The organism is Pseudomonas sp. 10S5, from assembly GCF_035019745.1.
GTDB lineage: Bacteria > Pseudomonadota > Gammaproteobacteria > Pseudomonadales > Pseudomonadaceae > Aquipseudomonas.
In genome coordinates this window covers 103,206-122,359 of record NZ_JASJVL010000008.1, presented here as the reverse complement: position 1 = coordinate 122,359, position 19,154 = coordinate 103,206, and the positions used below count along the sequence as shown (strand labels likewise).

19 protein-coding genes are annotated in these 19,154 nt (G+C 55.1%); 12 read left to right on the top strand and 7 right to left on the bottom strand.

Going from position 1 to position 19,154, the window contains the following annotated elements; translation table 11 throughout:
- Nucleotides 1-25: 25 nt before the first annotated feature.
- A complete protein-coding gene (locus QN378_RS10830; protein WP_323546874.1) occupies nt 26-1,177 on the bottom strand; it encodes a DUF2515 family protein in 1,152 nt (383 codons plus the stop codon).
- A 400-nt stretch (nt 1,178-1,577) separates the two neighbouring features.
- Between QN378_RS10830 and ppx the strand changes: the two genes are divergently transcribed.
- The gene (gene ppx, locus QN378_RS10825; protein WP_322205799.1) at nt 1,578-3,080 is read left to right on the top strand and encodes an exopolyphosphatase; all 1,503 of its coding nucleotides are present in this window, start codon (nt 1,578-1,580) and stop codon (nt 3,078-3,080) included.
- On the opposite strand, the gene ppk1 is transcribed toward ppx, so the two are convergent.
- Both ppk1 and hemB read right to left on the bottom strand, forming a co-directional pair.
- Nucleotides 3,067-5,280, bottom strand: coding sequence for a polyphosphate kinase 1 (gene ppk1, locus QN378_RS10820; protein WP_322205800.1), 2,214 nt, complete (start codon nt 5,278-5,280; stop codon nt 3,067-3,069). The two genes, ppx and ppk1, sit on opposite strands and share 14 nt — an antisense overlap.
- A gap of 17 nt (nt 5,281-5,297) precedes the next feature.
- Complete coding sequence (gene hemB, locus QN378_RS10815) at nt 5,298-6,308, bottom strand: porphobilinogen synthase (protein WP_322205801.1); 1,011 nt, start codon at nt 6,306-6,308, stop codon at nt 5,298-5,300.
- 206 nt (nt 6,309-6,514) lie between these two features.
- Here hemB and QN378_RS10810 point away from each other — a divergent pair, with 206 nt between their 5' ends.
- Both QN378_RS10810 and elbB read left to right on the top strand, forming a co-directional pair.
- Complete coding sequence (locus tag QN378_RS10810; protein ID WP_322206959.1) at nt 6,515-7,138, top strand: DedA family protein; 624 nt, start codon at nt 6,515-6,517, stop codon at nt 7,136-7,138.
- 409 nt (nt 7,139-7,547) lie between these two features.
- Nucleotides 7,548-8,222, top strand: coding sequence for an isoprenoid biosynthesis glyoxalase ElbB (gene elbB / locus QN378_RS10805; protein ID WP_323546877.1), 675 nt, complete (start codon nt 7,548-7,550; stop codon nt 8,220-8,222).
- A gap of 51 nt (nt 8,223-8,273) precedes the next feature.
- Here the strand turns inward: elbB and QN378_RS10800 are convergent, their stop codons facing one another.
- Nucleotides 8,274-8,720: a YaiI/YqxD family protein gene (locus tag QN378_RS10800; RefSeq protein ID WP_323546879.1), complete on the bottom strand. Its 447-nt coding sequence runs from the start codon at nt 8,718-8,720 to the stop codon at nt 8,274-8,276.
- Nucleotides 8,721-8,893: 173 nt separating this feature from the next.
- On the opposite strand from QN378_RS10800, the gene QN378_RS10795 reads away from it, so the two are divergent.
- From QN378_RS10795 to QN378_RS10755, 9 genes are all read left to right on the top strand, one after another.
- The gene (locus tag QN378_RS10795) at nt 8,894-10,291 is read left to right on the top strand and encodes a hypothetical protein (RefSeq protein WP_323546881.1); all 1,398 of its coding nucleotides are present in this window, start codon (nt 8,894-8,896) and stop codon (nt 10,289-10,291) included.
- A 12-nt stretch (nt 10,292-10,303) separates the two neighbouring features.
- Nucleotides 10,304-10,678 (top strand): YcfL family protein, encoded by a 375-nt coding sequence (locus tag QN378_RS10790; protein ID WP_323546883.1) that lies wholly within the window; start codon nt 10,304-10,306, stop codon nt 10,676-10,678.
- 44 nt (nt 10,679-10,722) lie between these two features.
- Nucleotides 10,723-11,313: a penicillin-binding protein activator LpoB gene (lpoB, locus tag QN378_RS10785; RefSeq protein WP_322205806.1), complete on the top strand. Its 591-nt coding sequence runs from the start codon at nt 10,723-10,725 to the stop codon at nt 11,311-11,313.
- Between the two features lie 3 nt (nt 11,314-11,316).
- Nucleotides 11,317-12,057 (top strand): penicillin-binding protein activator LpoB, encoded by a 741-nt coding sequence (locus QN378_RS10780; protein WP_323546885.1) that lies wholly within the window; start codon nt 11,317-11,319, stop codon nt 12,055-12,057.
- A 242-nt stretch (nt 12,058-12,299) separates the two neighbouring features.
- Nucleotides 12,300-13,730, top strand: coding sequence for a coniferyl aldehyde dehydrogenase (locus QN378_RS10775; RefSeq protein ID WP_322205808.1), 1,431 nt, complete (start codon nt 12,300-12,302; stop codon nt 13,728-13,730).
- A 35-nt stretch (nt 13,731-13,765) separates the two neighbouring features.
- Nucleotides 13,766-14,305 carry a twin-arginine translocation pathway signal protein gene (locus QN378_RS10770; protein ID WP_322205810.1) on the top strand — a complete coding sequence of 180 codons (540 nt, stop codon included), beginning with the start codon at nt 13,766-13,768 and terminating at the stop codon, nt 14,303-14,305.
- A gap of 52 nt (nt 14,306-14,357) precedes the next feature.
- Nucleotides 14,358-15,959 carry a GMC family oxidoreductase gene (locus tag QN378_RS10765; RefSeq protein WP_323546887.1) on the top strand — a complete coding sequence of 534 codons (1,602 nt, stop codon included), beginning with the start codon at nt 14,358-14,360 and terminating at the stop codon, nt 15,957-15,959.
- Between the two features lie 96 nt (nt 15,960-16,055).
- On the top strand, nt 16,056-16,535 hold the full coding sequence (coaD, locus tag QN378_RS10760) for a pantetheine-phosphate adenylyltransferase (protein ID WP_322205812.1): 480 nt from the start codon (nt 16,056-16,058) through the stop codon (nt 16,533-16,535).
- A gap of 82 nt (nt 16,536-16,617) precedes the next feature.
- Nucleotides 16,618-16,869 (top strand): YfhL family 4Fe-4S dicluster ferredoxin, encoded by a 252-nt coding sequence (locus tag QN378_RS10755; RefSeq protein ID WP_259101132.1) that lies wholly within the window; start codon nt 16,618-16,620, stop codon nt 16,867-16,869.
- Between the two features lie 15 nt (nt 16,870-16,884).
- Here the strand turns inward: QN378_RS10755 and QN378_RS10750 are convergent, their stop codons facing one another.
- The 3 genes from QN378_RS10750 to QN378_RS10740 form a co-directional block, all read right to left on the bottom strand.
- The gene (locus QN378_RS10750) at nt 16,885-17,217 is read right to left on the bottom strand and encodes a multidrug transporter (protein ID WP_322205813.1); all 333 of its coding nucleotides are present in this window, start codon (nt 17,215-17,217) and stop codon (nt 16,885-16,887) included.
- Nucleotides 17,218-17,339: 122 nt separating this feature from the next.
- Nucleotides 17,340-18,152 carry a bifunctional DNA-formamidopyrimidine glycosylase/DNA-(apurinic or apyrimidinic site) lyase gene (gene mutM, locus QN378_RS10745; RefSeq protein WP_322205814.1) on the bottom strand — a complete coding sequence of 271 codons (813 nt, stop codon included), beginning with the start codon at nt 18,150-18,152 and terminating at the stop codon, nt 17,340-17,342.
- A 31-nt stretch (nt 18,153-18,183) separates the two neighbouring features.
- Nucleotides 18,184-19,050 (bottom strand): HDOD domain-containing protein, encoded by an 867-nt coding sequence (locus QN378_RS10740; protein WP_323546890.1) that lies wholly within the window; start codon nt 19,048-19,050, stop codon nt 18,184-18,186.
- Nucleotides 19,051-19,154: the final 104 nt, after the last annotated feature.

The window sequence follows — 19,154 nt, the reverse complement described above, 5'->3', positions numbered from 1 at the left end:
GCCAGGCAGAACCAGTATCGCCGCTTCATTGGACACCTGACCCTTCGGCGATATCTCTTATTGATTGCTCCAGCAAAGGTCGATTTCCGTCACCCAGCATCTCGTCAAAACGCGCCGCTGCTTGCATCACGAAGGCTATGCGCTGCGTGTAATCTGACAAGTCTGCAAACGGGTTGCTGCTGAATTCGAGGGTGCGTCCATCCTCGACGGGATGGCATTGGCTCGCCAGCGTCAACTCAATCGCTTGAGCCACCCCCAAAGGAAAACCGGTGACATAGGAGGCATGGTTTCCGCGCAGTAGCCGTTTAAGTTGTGGGTCTTCGTAAATAGTCGGTTGCAGGATATTGCGTTGTTCATGTACAGCCAAAAGCTCCACGCTTTTGGCAATATTCCCTTTTTCTATCGCAGCGAAACCCTCCAGGATTTGTCCATGCCGAACACCGAACTCGAGCTTTTTCTGCCCCACAGGCCACAACACTGGAAACTTCGGATGACCAAAAATGCCCGCTCGCTCGCCAAGACAAATCCTTAGTTCATCAAGCCCACGCTTTTTGTAAAACGCATGCAGCGGGAAGATATCGAGAAACAACGTGGTATTACCCAAGGCCATCATGTCGTAGACGTGTCGGAACTGTTGTTGCATCAAGGAGGGTTCGCCGCCTAACGTCGAGAACGGCACAGGGTTGTTTTTGCTGGCGGCCTCATAATCCTCCATGGCGTGTTTATCCAACGTCTTGATATTAATCAGGCCCTTGATACCTACACTCGAGTCCGAGCCGCTGTCGAACATCCGGCGCCCGGCGTCGACTTCAGCTTGAATGACCTCATTCGTATTCGCTGCATGCAACAACCCGCAGCCGACTTGCTTAGATGCAAAGGCCGCAAGCCCTGCCCATTGGAAACGATTGTCGTGCAGCCACAACCGGGCATAGGCAGCGTTGATGACGCGGTTGCGTTCGATGGAGTCGGCGATCAGGACACCGCCGGGGGCGACAATTTCTTCAGCTTCGCGCTGGAAGACTCGCCAGATTCCCGAGCAGGTCAGCACCGGGACGTCGGTGCATTCAAAGGTGGTGTCGTAAGCGCTCACCATGTGCGTTTTACATTCGGAGAACGGCTTGGTGTTCTGATTCAACTTCTGCGTGTCGCATTCGTGGTCTTTGAAACACTGGGTCATGGCGCTGGCTCCTGGCTGGAATAGCCGCACCCTACCAACCAAACACCAGCAAAAAATCGGCAAAACACACAATCAGAAAAGCCCTACATACCTACCACCAAGATCCTACAAATCGCAGAAGCAAAAAAATCAGAAATGCACGAAAAAAGCGGGCCGTCGCGCAGCAATACGGGGCTTTAGGAGGACGCTTGCCCGCGATCGGTTACGAAGCAGTCGTAAATAAGCGATGCTTGAGGGGAACCAACTCGTTGACTAGGGCATTAACGCGGTACCGGAAAACCTCTTTGCCTGATTAATCGCCAACAAGTTGGCTTCTACAGGGCGCCACACGACGCTTCGCGTTGGCGGCGGGGAAGGATCGTGGCACGATGACGGGGTTTTCGACCGAGACTCTTTAATCATGCCGCTGTCCCCTAGAAAAAATCATTCTTTGATCGCCGCCATCGACTTGGGCTCCAACAGTTTCCATATGGTCGTGGCCAAAGCCAATCTGGGCGAGATCCGCATTCTAGAGCGGCTCGGCGAGAAGGTTCAGTTAGCCGCAGGGATCACTGATGAACGCCAACTCACCGAAGAGTCCATGCAACGCGGTCTTGATTGTCTTAAGCAATTTGCTCAACTAATCAGTGGCATGGAGTCCGGCGCCGTCCGCATCGTCGGTACCAACGCCCTGCGTGAAGCGCGTAATCGGGGAGATTTCATTCGCCGGGCCGAAGAGATTCTCGGCCACCCGGTGGAGGTGATCTCAGGGCGTGAAGAGGCCCGCCTGATTTACCTCGGCGTGTCGCACACGCTGGCTGATGCTCCTGGCAAAAGGCTGGTCGCTGATATCGGCGGCGGCAGCACTGAGTTCATCATCGGCCAGCGCTTTGAACCGCTACTGCGCGAAAGCTTGCAAATGGGCTGCGTGAGTTTCACTCAACGGTATTTTAAAGACGGCAAAATCACCCCGGCGCGCTACGCCCAGGCTTACACCGCTGCGCGCTTGGAAATCATGAGCATTGAACACGCGCTGCATCGCCTCACGTGGGACGAGGCCATTGGCTCGTCCGGCACCATCCGCGCCATCGGTCTGGCCCTTAAAGCAGGCGGCCACGGCACCGGTGAAGTAAATGCTGAGGGCTTGGCCTGGCTCAAACGCCGAATGTTCAAGCTCGGTGATGTCGATAAAATCGACTTTGAAGGCATCAAACCTGACCGTCGGGCCATTTTTCCGGCAGGCCTGGCGATTCTTGAAGCTATTTTCGACGCACTGGAACTCACCCGCATGGATCACTGTGAGGGCGCGCTACGTGAAGGCGTGCTTTATGACCTGATGGGTCGCCATCATCATGAAGACGTGCGTGAGCGCACCCTCAGTTCGCTGATGGAGCGTTATCACGTCGACCTTGAACAAGCCGCTCGTGTCGAAGCCAAAGCGCTGCACTCTCTTGAGCAAGTGGCCGTGGCGTGGGGGCTGGAGGATGAGCCGTATCGCGAGTTACTACGCTGGGCGGCCAAGGTTCATGAAGTGGGCCTGGATATCGCTCACTATCATTACCACAAGCACGGCGCTTATTTGATCGAGCACTCGGACTTGGCCGGATTTTCCCGCGAAGACCAACAAATGCTGGCACTGCTGGTGCGAGGCCATCGCCGAAATATTCCCAAAGACAAGTTCGCTGATTTCGGCGAAGAAGGCATCAAGCTGATTCGTCTGTGCGTGCTGCTGCGCTTTGCGATTCTGTTCCACCACATCCGCGGCACCCAAGCGATGCCTCAAGTGGTGTTGCACGCCAACGATCAGAGCTTAGACGTATTGTTCCCGGACGGCTGGCTGGAAAACAACCAGCTGACTCAGGCCGACTTCGCACTGGAAGCCGAGTGGTTGGCCCGAGTTGGGATCGTCTTCAGCGTACGCTGAGTATTGGATTGCTCAGGCGCTCTAGCAGCGTCGCCTGGGCACTGCGAGGGTTCTGGTTACCGGTCGGCGTGCTGCGCGTGTAGCGACCGTCTGAATGCAGAATCCAGGCGTGGGTATTATCCGTCAGATAACTCTCCAACTCCTTTTTGACCCGCAGAATCAACTTCTTGCCTTCGACCGGGAAGCACGTCTCTACGCGTTTATCGAGGTTGCGCTCCATCCAGTCGGCGCTGGAAAGAAACATCTGCTCTTCACCGCCATTGAGGAAGTAGAAGACCCGTGTGTGTTCCAGGAAGCGACCGATGATCGAGCGCACATGAATGTTGTGCGAAACACCCGCGATTCCCGGCCGTAAACAACACATACCGCGAATCACCAAATCGATACGCACGCCAGATTGGCTCGCCTTGTACAACGCACGGATAACCTTCGGGTCGGTCAGCGAGTTGAATTTGGCAATGATGTGCGCCGGTTTACCATCGAGGGCGAACTGCGTCTCCCGGGCAATCATGTCGAGCATGCCTTTCTTGAGGGTGAACGGTGCATGCAGCAGCTTCTTCATGCGCAACGTTTTACCCATCCCGATCAACTGACTGAACAGTTTTCCGACGTCTTCGCACAGGGCATCGTCGGAGGTCAGCAGGCTGTAATCGGTATACAGACGAGCGTTACCGGCATGGTAGTTGCCAGTCCCTAAATGCGCATAGCGCACAATCTCGCCGGCCTCGCGGCGCAGAATCAGCATCATCTTGGCATGCGTCTTAAATCCAACCACGCCATAGATCACGACTGCGCCTGCCGCTTGGAGACGGCTGGCCAGTTGCAGGTTGGACTCTTCATCGAACCGGGCTCGCAGTTCAATCACCGCCGTAACTTCCTTACCGTTACGAGCGGCGTCTACTAAAGCATCGACGATTTCCGAGTTGGCGCCACTGCGGTACAGCGTTTGCCGAACTGCGAGCACATGCGGATCTTTCGCTGCCTGGCGCAGTAAATCCACGACGGGTGTGAAGGACTCAAACGGGTGCAGCAGCAAAATATCTTGCTTGCTGATGACCGTGAAAATGTTCTCACTGTTTTGCAGTAGCTTAGGAATGGCCGGGGTAAACGGCGCGTACTGCAACTCGGGATGGCTATCCAGGCCAGTGATGCTGAACAAACGCGTCAGGTTGACAGGTCCGTTGACTTGATAAAGTTCGGTTTCACTCAGACTGAACTGCTTGAGTAAGTAATCAGAAAGGTGTTTCGGACAGGTGTCCGCCACTTCCAGCCTGACTGCATCACCGTAACGCCGCGAAAATAACTCGCCACGCAGGGCGCGGGCCAAGTCTTCTACGTCTTCGGTATCAACGGCCAAGTCGGCGTTTCGAGTCAGGCGAAACTGATAGCAGCCCTTGACCTTCATACCCTGGAAAAGATCATCGGCGTGCGCATGGATCATTGATGATAGGAAAACGTAGTTGTCCCCTGCTCCGCTGATTTCCTCTGGCACTTTGATAATGCGTGGGAGTAAGCGCGGTGCCGGAATAATCGCCAGACCGGAATCGCGACCGAAGGCATCAACCCCTTCCAGTTCAACTATAAAGTTCAGGCTTTTGTTCACCAGCAACGGGAATGGGTGTGTGGGATCGAGGCCGATCGGTGTGATGATCGGCGCAATCTCGTCACGAAAATAGCGACGAACCCAAGCTTTGAGCTTGGCAGTCCAGTACCGACGACGAATAAAACGAACCTGATGCTTTTCCAGTTCTGGCAAAAGAATATCGTTGAGAATCGCGTATTGGCGGTCCACATGCCCATGTACCAATTCGCTAATCCGCGCCAAAGCCTGTTGCGGCTGCAACCCATCTGCGCCCGCTTGTTCACGGGCAAAGGTAATCTGTTTCTTCAAACCTGCGACACGAATCTCGAAAAATTCATCGAGGTTACTGGAGAAAATCAACAGAAACTTCAGCCGCTCCAGCAATGGGTAGGACTCATCCAGCGCCTGCTCCAACACGCGAATATTGAACTGCAATTGCGACAGTTCGCGGTGGATGTACAGGTTGCTGTCGTCCAGATTATGAACAGCAGGCTGTGGCACTGGCGCGGGCTGGACCGCCTCGGGGACCGCCACCACTTCAATGCTCGGCTCAACCACAGGCTGAGTATCCTGAACGGCGATCTGAACAGCAGCTTCGGTGAGTCCTTCGGTATTCATGGGTGTTCCTGTTTGGGCTACTGCCCTTTTAGCAGTTGAGCAGCACGAACGGCGAAATAAGTAAGAATGCCGTCAGCACCTGCACGTTTAAAAGCGGTGAGAGATTCCAGTATCACCCCCTCACTCAGCCAGCCATTCTGGATGGCCGCCATGTGCATCGCGTATTCACCGCTGACCTGATAAACGAAGGTCGGTACTTTGAACTCTTCCTTTACCCGCAAAAGAATATCCAAATAGGGCATGCCCGGCTTGACCATGACCATGTCTGCACCTTCAGACAAGTCAGCCGCTACTTCGTGCAGCGCTTCGTTGCTGTTGGCCGGGTCCATCTGATAAGACGCCTTGTTGGCTTTGCCCAGATTCAGTGCCGAGCCTACCGCATCACGAAACGGACCATAATAGGCACTGGCGTACTTGGCTGAATAGGCCATGATCCGCACGTTAACGTGATCTGCCAACTCCAACGCTTCGCGGATAGCCTGAATGCGACCGTCCATCATGTCCGAAGGTGCGACTACTTGTGCACCAGCGGCAGCGTGGGACAAAGCTTGTTTAACCAGCGCATCGACAGTGATGTCGTTTTGCACGTAGCCATGCTCGTCCAAGATGCCGTCTTGGCCATGCGTGGTGAACGGGTCCAGGGCAACGTCAGTAATGACGCCTAATTCAGGGAATCGGTCACGTAGAGCACGAGTAGCACGCTGAGCGATGCCTTCAGGATTCCACGCTTCAGCGCCGTCCAGAGTCTTTTTTTCAGGCGGCGTGACCGGAAACAACGCCAACGCAGGAATACCCAGCGCAACCCAAGTCTCAGCTTCTATTAGTAACTGATCAATGCTCATACGCTCGACGCCTGGCATCGACGTAATCATTTCGCGACGGTTTTCCCCGTCGAGTACAAAAACCGGAAGAATCAGATCGTCGACGGTCAGAACGTTTTCACGGACGAGGCGGCGGGAGAAATCGTCGCGACGGTTGCGGCGCAGGCGAGTAGAGGGAAACAAGCGGCTGGCGGGGGTAAAGCTCACGGCAAGACTCCTGAGCCCGCGCTGGCGGGCAAGCGTGACAGTTATAAGCGGCTATTATGACCGCTGCGTTACAGCTATGGGCAACCCTGCGACCGTGGGACGCAGTCGTTGGTCCTTGTAGGAAATGTTAACGCTGAGACACATATCCACACTTTCCTGAATGGCTTCGGCGAGTTAGGCTGCGCGTTCATTTCGCTAGCATCCATATAATGCTCCAACATTTATTGCAGGAATTTGGCTACTTTGCCCTCTTTCTAGGAACCTTTTTTGAAGGTGAGACGATTCTTGTCCTCGCCGGCTTTCTTGCGTTCCGTGGATACATGGACATCAACCTGGTGGTGGTGGTTGCCTTTTTTGGTAGCTACGCTGGCGATCAGCTTTGGTATTTTCTTGGGCGCAAGCACGGCCGCAAGCTGCTGGCGCGCAAGCCTCGTTGGCAGTTGCTGGGCGACAAGGCGCTGGAACATATCCGTAAGCACCCCGATATTTGGGTGCTGAGTTTCCGCTTTGTGTACGGGTTACGCACCGTGATGCCGGTGGCAATAGGATTGTCCGGTTATCCGCCCGGACGCTACTTACTACTGAATGGCCTGGGCGCTGCCGTTTGGGCCGCTGCACTGGGCGCTGCGGCCTATCACTTTGGCGCGCTGCTCGAAGGCTTGCTAGGCAATGTTAAGAAGTACGAACTGTGGGTGCTAGGCGCCTTGCTGATCCTAGGCGGGATCTTGTGGTTGCGACGTCGAATCAAGGCCGCTCGCATTGCCAGAGAGTTGGAATTGTCCAAGCGAGAATCGGCAACGGTCGAGATTAAGCACCTACCAGACGAATGAAATGTCCACGAGCGCACTAAAAACATTGCGCTCAGTCGCACGTAGGTCACTAACGCAACCCGGACCCGCTCACCACCATGGCAGCTATCTATAAATTGTCGCTCCCGTACAGTAGATAGCTCCCCAGGCGCACATGAACCGCGAATTGCATCGAGATGTAAGCCCGCTGCGACGGCTCGGCAGTATTTCGAACTTACGGAAAGGGCTCAAGTCAGACTGGATGATTGGGCATTTTGCGGCAACATTCGCCCGGCACCACCGGCGCGCATCCATAAATCCGCAGCTTGTCGCTGCCATGCTTGGTCCGCCGTGCATCAGCGGCTAATTTGGCATAAAACTGCAGACTGGTTAACACAGATTCCAGCTCGCCAACGGCGACTCCATCGGTGCCCTTCACAGGAGCAAACCCATGCAAAAGAAAGTGGCCGTTATTCTTTCGGGCTGCGGCGTCCAGGACGGAGCTGAGATCCATGAAAGCGTCCTTACCCTGCTGCGCCTGAACCAGCGCGGGGTTGAGGTGCAGTGTTTTGCACCCGACATCCCACAGCACCACGTGATCAATCACCTGACCGGTGAGGAAATGCCCGAGTCGCGGAATGTTTTGATTGAGTCCGCCCGCATCGCCCGTGGCGCAATCAAAGATATTCGTGAAGCAGATGCCGACGAGTTCGATGCGTTGATCATCCCGGGTGGATTCGGTGCGGCTAAAAATCTGTCCAATTTCGCTGTTGAAGGCGCCAATTGCAGCATCAATCCCGCTCTGCTGGCCTTGGCCGAAGCGTTTGCCGAATCGCGCAAGCCCGTGGGGTTGATCTGCGTTTCCCCTGCCCTGGCAGCAAAAATCTACGGCCCTGGCGTTACTTGCACCGTCGGTAACGATCCAGAAACCGCCAAAGCAATCGGCAAAATGGGCGGCACCCACAAGGAATGCACCGTAGGCGAAATCGTTGAAGACCCTGCACGCAAACTGATCAGTACTCCGGCCTATATGATCGCCCAGTCAATCAGCGAGGCGGCGGCGGGCATTAACAAGTTGGTTGATCGGGTAATTGAACTTATGCAAGACCATGAGGAAGCGGCCTAGTCACAATTCCAAATTCAGAACGCGCGGCCCGTCTTCGATACCGCGCCGTCGTTAAGCCAATCGCGTGAGTATCCTGTCGAGCGCGTTGGCAAACGTCTGTTTTTCGCGGTCGCCATAGGGTGCTGGGCCACCGCTCATTTGGCCTTGTTCACGTAAATCAGTGAACAAATTTCGCACTGCCAAGCGGTCACCCATGTTCTGCGGGTCAAACTCGCGGCCCCGAGGATCTAGCGCGGCGACGCCTTTTTTGATCAGACGATCTGCCAACGGCACGTCGCTGCAGATCACCAGATCACCTGGCACCGCATGCTCGACCAAATAATCGTCTGCCGCGTCCGGCCCGCTAGGGACCACGATTAATTTGACGCAGCTGTAGCTCGGCTTAATTTGACTTTGTCCCGCCACCAGTAGCACCTCGAACTGACGCTTCAAGGCGAACTTGATGACCTGATCTTTCGCTGGCCGAGGACAAGCATCGGCATCTATCCAAACGCGCATACGGTACTTCCAAAAAGAGACAGTGAGTATGTGCTACACGTAAAAGCGTAACAAATACTGTCATTAGGCCATTGTTTTGCCAGCACTGAAGCCTATACTTTGCTCCCGCTACAAAACGGTTTTCCAATCGGCACCTCCTGCCGGTTGTCGACTTTCAGGGATGAACATAATTCATGGCATTTCGTGCAATGACTGCGTTGGCGTTAGTCGCTATTACGCAACTGGCTGGCTGCGCCGCCTTCCGCAGCTACGACACCGAACTCAAAGAAACCAACCAGCAGTTGGCTACCGGCAACGTTGACGGCGCGCTTTTAACGCTGGAAAAAAACAATGCCGGCGAAGATAAGGACTTGCTGTATTACTTCGAAAAAGGCGAATTACTACGCTCTAAGGGTGATCTTGCAGGCAGTCAAACCGCTTGGCATGCAGCCGATCGTGTCGTGTTCGCGTGGGAAGAGTCGGTCAAGTTGGATACCGACAAATACCTCAGCCAGTTCGGTAGTTACTTAGTCAACGACAAAGTCCGTCGTTACGAAGGTTATGACTACGAAAAAGTCATGCTAACCACCCAAATGGCCCTCAACCTGTTGGCCCAGAACAACTTCGAGGTAGCACGAACCGAGATCAAGAAGACTCACGAACGTGAGGCCGTGATCGCCCAGTTGCGCGACAAAGAATACGCCAAGAGTGAACAGGACGCTCAAAGCCGAGGCGTCAAAACCGAGTTCAAAGACCTTAAGGGCTATCCGGTAGAAAGCTTGAATGCGCCGGACGTTGTCGGCCTTAAGAACAGCTATCAAAGCGCGTTCAGTCATTATCTGGCCGGCTATGTCTACGAAGCACTGGGAGAACGAGGTCTTGCCGCACCCGGTTACCGCCAGGCCGCAGAGCTGCGCCCAAATACTCCGCTGCTCAGCCAAGCCCTGCTTAATCTCGACAACGCGGCCAGCACCAGCACGGACAGCGATGTTCTGATTGTGGTGCAAAGCGGTTTTGCCCCCGCCCGCGACTCGGTCCGTATTCCGCTGCCCTTGCCGATCAACAACGGCCTAGTGATCACGGCTTTATCTTTTCCGGTGATCAGACCGGACCTGTCGACCGCCGCCTTCAGCCAAATTGGTCTCGATGGCCAGCCGCTCAACCTGACGTTACTAAACAGCACCACCGCGATGTCGCGGCGGGCACTGCGTGACGACATGCCAGGGATCATCCTGCGCACTTCCGTGCGCGCCATTACCCGCAGCGTTGCTCAAGCCCAATTAAACAAAGCCAACCCGATGGCCGGGTTGGTGCTGGGTATCGCCTCCGCCGTAGCTGAAGGCGCGGATACCCGCACCTGGCGCACGTTGCCCGATACGACCCAAGTGGTCCGTTTGCGCCTTAAACAGGGCGACCATCAACTAAGTCTGCCGGCTGCTCAAGGCGGTCGACAGGTTCAGATCAAAGTCGATCAGCGCTACCAAGTCATCGCACTTCGTGTGATCGGTAATCAGGTTTACGCCAGCGGCTTGGCCTCACACGTCATCCCACCAAACACATCGCAAGCGTTGGCCAGCATCAAACAACCTTAACGGAGCGCCCGTATGCGTATCAAAATTTTTGGCCTGATGGCTGTTGCGCTACTCGTCGGTTGCGCTACGCCTCCACCTCCTCCGGTACCGGGCAGTGCTGCCAGTAAAATAGTGGCTATGGGTAAGCTGAAAAACATCGACGTCGGCGCTATGCGCGTTGCCCGCGAGAACGGCTTTCTGACCGTTAAAGCAGCGCTGAGCAATGCCAGCAGCAGCAATACGACGTTTTATTACCGATTTGCATGGCTCGACAACGACGGTTTTCCCGTGGCCGATGAAGAAACCTGGAAAAGCCAGACCCTATACGGGTCGCAAACCAGCGTTCTGACCAGCATCGCACCCGTGCCCAAGGCTACTGATTTCAGAATCGAAGTGAAAACGCCTTAATCAAAAACTCCTTTTTTGCTCGATCTTTTCAAGAGAGACCCACCATGTTTTTTGCACGCTTTTCACTGATCGCCCTAACTGCTCTTCTGGTCGGCGGCTGCGCCTCGAATTCCCCGGTTCTCGGCGGAAAAAATATCAGCTATGGCGACACCAAAGCTGTCGAGTTGGTGACCAACGAGTTCGGCTCAACTGACCTGCAAACCATCGCTGAAAGCATGACCCGCTCGCTGGCACAATCCGGCGCTTTGCAGGGTCGTCCTGTGGTGCAGGTGTACGACGTGAAAAACAAGACCAGCGAGTACATCGATACCCGCGAGATTACTACCTCGATCAAAACCCAACTGATGAAGACCGGGACCGCCCGCTTTGCCAGCGACAACACCGACATGCAGAGCCAGGTCGATCAACTTAAACTGCAAAATCAGAGCGGGCTATATAAGCCATCGACAGTCAATAAGACCGGCAATATGGTCGCTGCTAAATACCGACTGGAAGGCTCGATCAGCTCAATCGTCAAACGCAGCAGCGACGTTAAAGACGTTTTTTACAAGTTCAGCCTGCAACTGGTCGACGTTGACAGCGGCATAGCCGAATGGATGGACGAAAAAGAAATCCGCAAAACCACGGAGCGTTAAACAATGCGTGCATGGATCGGCATTCTCGGTTTGATCTGCGCCGTTGGCGCGCAGGCAGCCCCAAAAATTGCGGTCACCGACCTGGGCTTCGAGCAGCGGGTGGAGCAATACATCCATACGGTCTCCGCGCAGACATATGTCCAGGCCAACGCCTATCAAGCCAGTGGCTCGGCGAGTTACAACGAATACGAAAGCAGCACCAGCTACATCGAGCAGGGCGAGTTGCGCAAATTCAGCGGCGATATTAAGGGCGAGATTCTAAAGTCTGGAATGTTCAAACTGGTTCAGGGCACCCCGTACACCTCCAAATCCCAAGAAGACGTCTATGACGTAATCAAGCGGATAAAGAGCGGAAACTTTAAAGGGGCGGACTTCGTTCTGTTCGGAACTGTGTCGGACATCGATTTTCGTCAGGATATATCCGCTCTGGCAAATACCAATAGCCATTCGGCAGTCTTGGGACTGACGCTGGTTGGCAGCTTTAGCCTGATCAACACCCGCACCTTTGAAATCACGTCGGCCTTCACTGCCATGGGCGAAGGTCAGGACACAAAGCTGGTAAACGGCTACGACCAGCACATCTCGCTTAATCGCGGGCGCGTGGTACGAGACGTGTCGAAATCCATTGGCCAAGACGTAGCTCGGCAGTTGAAAGAACAGCTGGTTGGCTTTAATGGCAGCGGCGAAACTACGCCGCCACGCACTAACCTGCCCCGCGACGAAGCGCCAACGATATTGCACTGACTAAAGATTCATTGCCCTAACCTCCTCAACATGACGACCACGGCGTTGAGGGCAACCGTGTTTGGGAAGCAAACGGTGCGGTCCACCTGAAAGTCCGCGCCGTTAAATTCGCAAAAAAGCCTGCCTCCATGGGTCAGTGGCAGAGCACAATTGAATGCTGGCACGTCCTGTCCTTCCGAAAATTTGACTTTGTAGAGTTATGACTCTAAAAACACAGCACAAGTTTAAAAAGAGCAACGACCATGCCCGCCGAATTCGCCTACTTGCAAGAGTCTGAACAAACCGTCACCGCGCTTGAACATCTGTTCAACGTCCAACGTCAGGCCTTCGCCACCCATCCAATGCCGACTGCCGAGCAGCGCCAGCAATGGCTGAAGACCTTGCGCACGCTGCTGAGCGATGAGCGACAAGCTTTGATCCACGCCATCAGCAGTGATTTCAGTCATCGCAGCGCCGACGAAACGCTATTGGCTGAGTTGATGCCCAGTTTGTTGGGCATTCATTACGCCAGTAAACACCTTAAGCGCTGGATGAAGCCTTCTCGACGCAGCGTCGGCATGGCGTTTCAGCCTGCGTCGGCCAAGGTGGTGTATCAGCCGTTGGGAGTTGTTGGAATTATCGTACCGTGGAATTACCCGCTGTTTCTCGCCGTCGGACCCCTGGTTGGGGCGTTATCGGCCGGAAATCGGGTAATGCTCAAGCTCAGCGAATCAACACCCGCTACCGGCCAGTTACTTAAGCGTTTGCTGGGTCAGGTCTTCCCGGCGGATCTGGTAACAGTCGTCTTGGGCGAGGCTGAAGTCGGGATAGCCTTTTCGAAGCTGCCGTTTGATCATTTGTTGTTCACCGGCGCGACCAGCATTGGCAAACATGTGATGCGCGCCGCTGCTGAAAATCTGACACCGGTCACTTTGGAATTAGGTGGAAAATCCCCGGCGATCGTTTCCCATGACGTGCCGCTCAAGGACGCGGCTGAACGGATTGCCTTCGGCAAAGGCCTGAACGCGGGGCAAACCTGCGTCGCGCCCGATTATGTGTTGGTACCACAAGACCGAGTCGATGGCTTTATAGAGGCCTATCGCGAGGCCATTCGCAATTTTTACCCAACGCTGACTGACAACCCGGACTACACCGCAATTATCAATGAGCGGCAGCTCGCGCGGCTTAATCGCCACCTCACCGACGCCAGCAGCAAAGGCGCGAAAGTGATTCCGCTGTTTAACGAAAGCCAAGGCCGACGCATGCCGTTCAGCCTATTGCTCAATGTCCGCGACGACATGACGGTGATGCAAGATGAAATTTTCGGTCCGATTTTGCCCATCGTGCCCTACAGCAGCATCGACCAGGCCTTTGCCTACATCAATCAGCGACCGCGCCCGCTGGCGTTGTACTACTTTGGATACAACAAGGCCGAGCAACAACGGGTGTTGGAGCAGACGCATTCCGGTGGGGTGTGCCTGAACGACACGTTATTGCACGTCGCCCAGGATGACATGCCGTTTGGCGGCATCGGCGCCTCGGGCATGGGCCATTACCATGGACATGAAGGGTTTCTGACGTTCAGCAAGGCCAAAGGCGTGTTTATCAAGCAGCGCTTTAATGCGGCGCGATTGATTTATCCGCCTTATGGAAAAGCGATACAGCGACTGGTGTACAAGCTGTTTATTCGCTGATCTGGCTTCCAGGAAAATACAGGCCCAACACTAAAATGAACACCATTGACCACTTTAGTTTGTCGCGACGCACTGCACTAAAAGTCGGCCTATGCGCAGGTGCTTTTTTGTCCACAGCCGGACTCGCCGCAAGCCTGACGGGTTGTTCAGCCAGCGCGCCCGCTGCTGATTTCGAGGTATTGCGCGATAGCGACTTACCGTTTCTGCGCGCGCTGATTCCGGTGCTGCTGGAGGGCAGCCTTGGCGCCGTTTCAGTGCAGAACGCTGTCGCTGACACGTTAAAAAATATCGATGCCAGCCTGAGTGGGCTTTCTCCTGGAGTGCTGAAACTAACTCAGCAGTTATTCGACGTATTAGCGTTGCCGGTGACACGCGGCCCGTTAACAGGTATTTGGGGACGCTGGGACAACGCCAGCTCGGAGCACATCAGAATCTTTCTTAACCGCTGGGATAGCAGCTCGCTCGGCATATTGCGAATGGGCCATAACGCCCTACTGCAATTGGTGATGATGGCGTGGTATGGCCGGGCCGAATCATGGGCGCATTGCGGGTATTCAGGCCCGCCTACGGTTTGATCACCCCGACCAACGCATCCCCGTTAAAAATAAGAATAAAAGCAGAGGTTTTATGCCGGTTCCTGATGTGTTTCGAGAAGGCCTTGCCCGCGGCTGGAAAACCTACAACGGCGCAAAGCTGGGAAAAGACCTGACGCTCGAAGCCGACGTGGTCGTTATCGGCAGTGGCGCGGGCGGAGGGACAACAGCAGAGATTCTGAGCGCTGCCGGGTATAAGGTATTGCTGATCGAAGAAGGCCCGCTAAAAACCAGCAGCGACTTTAAAATGCTCGAAGCACAAGCCTACTCCACGCTGTATCAGGAAGGCCTTGGTCGTATTAGCAAAGACGGCGCGATCACCATTCTTCAAGGCCGCGCCGTGGGTGGCAGCACGCTGGTGAACTGGACCTCAAGTTTTCGCACGCCAGAGCCGACGCTCGCCCATTGGGAGGACCAGCACGCCGTCAAAGGCCATAGTGCCGCGCAGATGGCGCCGTGGTTCGAGAAGATGGAGCAACGGCTGGGTGTAGCACCGTGGGGCCTACCGCCGAACGCCAACAATGACGTGATCCGCGCGGGCTGCGAACACCTCGGTTATAGCTGGAAAATCATTCCGCGCAACGTTCGCGGGTGCTGGAATCTGGGCTACTGCGGTATGGGTTGCCCGACCAATGCCAAGCAGTCGATGCTGGTCACGACTATTCCCGCCACGTTGGACAAAGGCGGCGAACTGCTCTATCTCGCGCGGGCTGAAACGCTGATGATCAAGGGTGACAAGGTCGTAGGCCTGCAATGCCTGGGCATGGATGAGCGCTGCGTGACGCCCAACGGTCGCAGTATCACAGTCAAGGCCAAACATTATGTACTGGCAGGAGGCGGCATCAATAGCCCGGCGTTATTGATGCGCTCTGAGGCGCCCGACCCACACAAACGCGTCGGCAAACGGACCTTTTTGCACCTGACAAGCTTTTCGGCGGCGCAGTTTGATCGGGTTATCAATCCGTTTTACGGTGCACCACAATCGATCTATTCCGACCATTTCCAGTGGCTCGATGGCGCAACTGGACGGATGTCCTACAAACTCGAAGTGCCACCCTTACAACCCGCACTGGCTAGCACTCTGCTGGGTAGCTTTGGCCAAGACAATGCAGAATACATGGCTCATTTGCCTAAAACCCACATGATGCTGGCCTTGATGCGCGATGGCTTTCACCCCGACAGCGTGGGCGGAAGCGTGCAACTGCGCGGTGACGGGACGCCAGTGCTGGATTATCAGGTGTCGCCCTACGCGTGGGACGGCATCCGACGTGCTTATCAAAGCATGGCGGAGATTCAATTTGCAGGCGGCGCGAAGGCGGTGATGCCGTTGCATGAAGACACTGGCTACGTCAAAACCCTCGCCCAAGCGATAAAAGTGATTAATGGCTTAAGCCTGGAAATCTTCCGCACCCGACTGGGCAGTGCGCATGTGATGGGCGGTTGCGCCATGGGAGAGGACGCTGATACTGCTGTTTGCGACAGCCTTGGACGACATCATCGGTTGAGCAATCTGTCTATTCACGATGGCTCGTTATTTCCCACCAGCATCGGCGCCAACCCACAGCTCTCGGTGTACGGACTGGCCGCACAACTGACGACGGCGTTGGCGGAGCGGTTGAAGACAGTGCTCCTGTAAGCCCTGAAAACCCGACACTAGCCATAAGCCGACTTGGCCGACCGGGATGGCTGCGATACCATCCGACTCCCTAAGGACTCCGACCAGGACGACGCGATGAACCGAGTGTTGTACCCAGGCACCTTCGACCCTATCACCAAGGGTCATGGCGATCTGGTCGAACGCGCCGCGCGCCTGTTCGATCAAGTGGTCATCGCTGTCGCCGCCAGCCCGAAGAAAAACCCGCTGTTTTCCCTGGAACAGCGCGTGGAGCTGGCACGCGAGGTCACCAAACATCTACCCAATGTCGAAGTCGTAGGTTTTTCAAGCCTGCTGGCTCACTTCGCCAAAGAACAGAACGCGAATGTGTTCCTGCGTGGTCTGCGGGCAGTGTCAGATTTCGAATATGAGTTTCAATTGGCGAACATGAACCGCCAATTGGCACCCGACGTTGAAAGCCTGTTCCTCACCCCGTCTGAACGTTATTCGTTCATTTCTTCGACGTTAGTCCGTGAAATTGCGGCACTGGGCGGCGATATTACTAAGTTTGTACATCCCGCCGTCGCCGATGCGTTGACCGAACGGTTCAAACGCTAAGGTGCAGAAACAACCCTAATGCGGCACAATTCGCCGCATTAGTTTCCCGATGCCCCGGCGCTGACCGCGGCAGGAGTGTTTCATGTCCCTGATCATCACCGACGACTGCATTAATTGCGACGTCTGCGAACCCGAGTGCCCTAACGAAGCGATTTCACAAGGTGAGGAGATCTACGTGATCAATCCAAACCTGTGTACTGAGTGCGTGGGTCATTACGATGAGCCGCAATGCCAGCAAGTCTGCCCGGTGGATTGCATCCCACTGGATGAGGCTCACGTCGAGAGCAAAGACGACTTGATGGCGAAATATCTGATTCTGACCAGCAAAGCCTAACGCGCCTAGCGGCGGTTATTCGCGTTTGTTGTAACCAACGCCGGTACATCCCAGGCAGCGTGCAAACGCCGCCCGGCCGGGGTCCACGACCAAGGCTTTACCGGCGTCACCGATACCGCCGCCTGCCGCTGCAAATGGCAGTGCCACAACAAACACCACTGCGCCAACGGCGGTTGCCGCGATCAACAAAGGCCGAGCAATCAGCAAATCGCCAATCATGGCGAAGGCGGGAGGTGCTTCAACATCGTGGGTTAGATCACCGCTTTGCTCTTGCTGAGCCTGAGCGGGGAGCGCTTGCAAACCAAATAGGAAAGCCGAGACAACAACAAGGGTACGAAACGGGCTCATGGCGTGATCCTTCAAGCGCTATGGTAGGAATGCTGCTCACTATAAACAGCAGCGTCGGTTTCGCAAGGTTTGCATCGGTCAGATATCATTTCGCCTAACTTGCCGATTTTTGTGAGTACACCTCAGGTCTGGCACTTAGGGCAAAACACACTCGCGCGCTGGCCAAGCCTGACGTCCTTCAGCTCATTGCCGCAGACCTTGCACGGCTTATATCCGCGACCGTAGACAAACAACTCCTGCTGAAAATAACCGGGTTGACCGTCGCCACCGATAAAGTCTTTCAGGGTGGTACCGCCACGTTCGATGGCGTGGATCAGGATTCGTTTAATCTCGACGGCCAACCGCAGGTATCGCGCACGAGAGATGCTCTTGGCCTCCCGGCGCGGATCGATCCCGGCAGCGAACAGCGCTTCGGTGGCGTAGATGTTCCCGACGCCGACCACCACTGCGTTGTCCATGATGAACGGCTTGACCGCCATTGATCGCCCTCTGGACCGCTCGAACAAACGCTCGCCGTCGAACAACTCAGTCAACGGCTCCGGGCCAAGGCGGACTAGCAACTCGTGATTGTGTGGATCGAGGCTCCAGAGCATTGCGCCGAAACGACGCGGATCGGTGTAGCGCAGGGCCAGCCCCGATTCCAGTTCGATATCAACGTGTTCATGCTTGAGCGCGGGCAAGCCAGCTTCAACCAGACGCAAGTTACCCGACATGCCCAGATGACTGATCAGCGTCCCGACTTCGGCATTGATCAGCAGATACTTGGCTCGTCGCTCTACCAGGACGATCCGCTGCCCGGATAAACGCACATCCAGGTCTTCCGGAATAGGCCAGCGCAATCGCCGATCACGGACAATCACGCGACTGACGCGCTGCCCTTCCAGATATGGCGCAATGCCTCGGCGGGTGGTTTCAACTTCGGGTAATTCAGGCATTAGGGACCTAGGCAGAAAGCGGGAGCGACACCTAGTGGACGCTCAGCTCGCGAATGGACTCTTTCAAGTGTTCGAAGTCGTAATCGGACATCCCGAGGTAATCAAGGATCAAGTGACTGACGCTGTCCCACTCGTGGTCTTCGCCTTGATTGCCCAGTACTCGATAGGACTCGCAGACATGCTCAGCCATCTTCAATATGGCTAACAAATTTTTCAGTTGGCTATCGGCCCCGGTGTCATTCTGAAAAATTGCCAAGGCGTTGTGATGATTGGCAATGGCATTAACCACTTGCTCAGGCAGGCGCCATGACTTCGCGGTGAAGTAGCCGACCACCGCATGGTTGGTGTTAAACGCAGCGTTCTCAGTGTCCACAACTCGACAGCTGGGCCCCGCCTTAGCGTAAGCGTCTTCCAGCACATTCATGTAATCGGGAAAGCGCTTAAGCATCAACGGGATGCCGCAATCGTGAAACAAACCTACCGCGTAGGCTTCATCCACAACTTGCGAACCAACTCGTTTGGCCAACGTCAGGCTGGTCATCGCAACGTCTTGGGCCGTATCCCAAAAACGATTCAGCGTGACGATGATTTCATCGCTCATCTCGCCCTTGATCGATTGCGCGTTGATCAGATTGATGATTGAGCCATCGCCCAAGACCTTCACGGCGCGCTCAATCGAGGTAATTTTTTGAGGCAGGCCGTAATACGGTGAATTAACGATTTTTAACAACGCTCCGGATAAGCCCGGATCTTGCGCAATCAACCGCCCAATCGCGCCCATATCTGGATCGGGCATGTACTGTTCCATCTGCAAATCCACCATGATTTGCGGTTGGGGCGGAACGCTGATTCCTTGCAGCGCCTGTCGAATCTGCTCGGAAGTAAGCTCTGGCGGCATAAAATACATACTCTTGACTAGGCGGCGATTCTAACCCTATCGGGGGTTTAGTCGGCAACCGATGGCGCACAACGCAGGAACTTTGACCAAAGAGATGCTTCGGA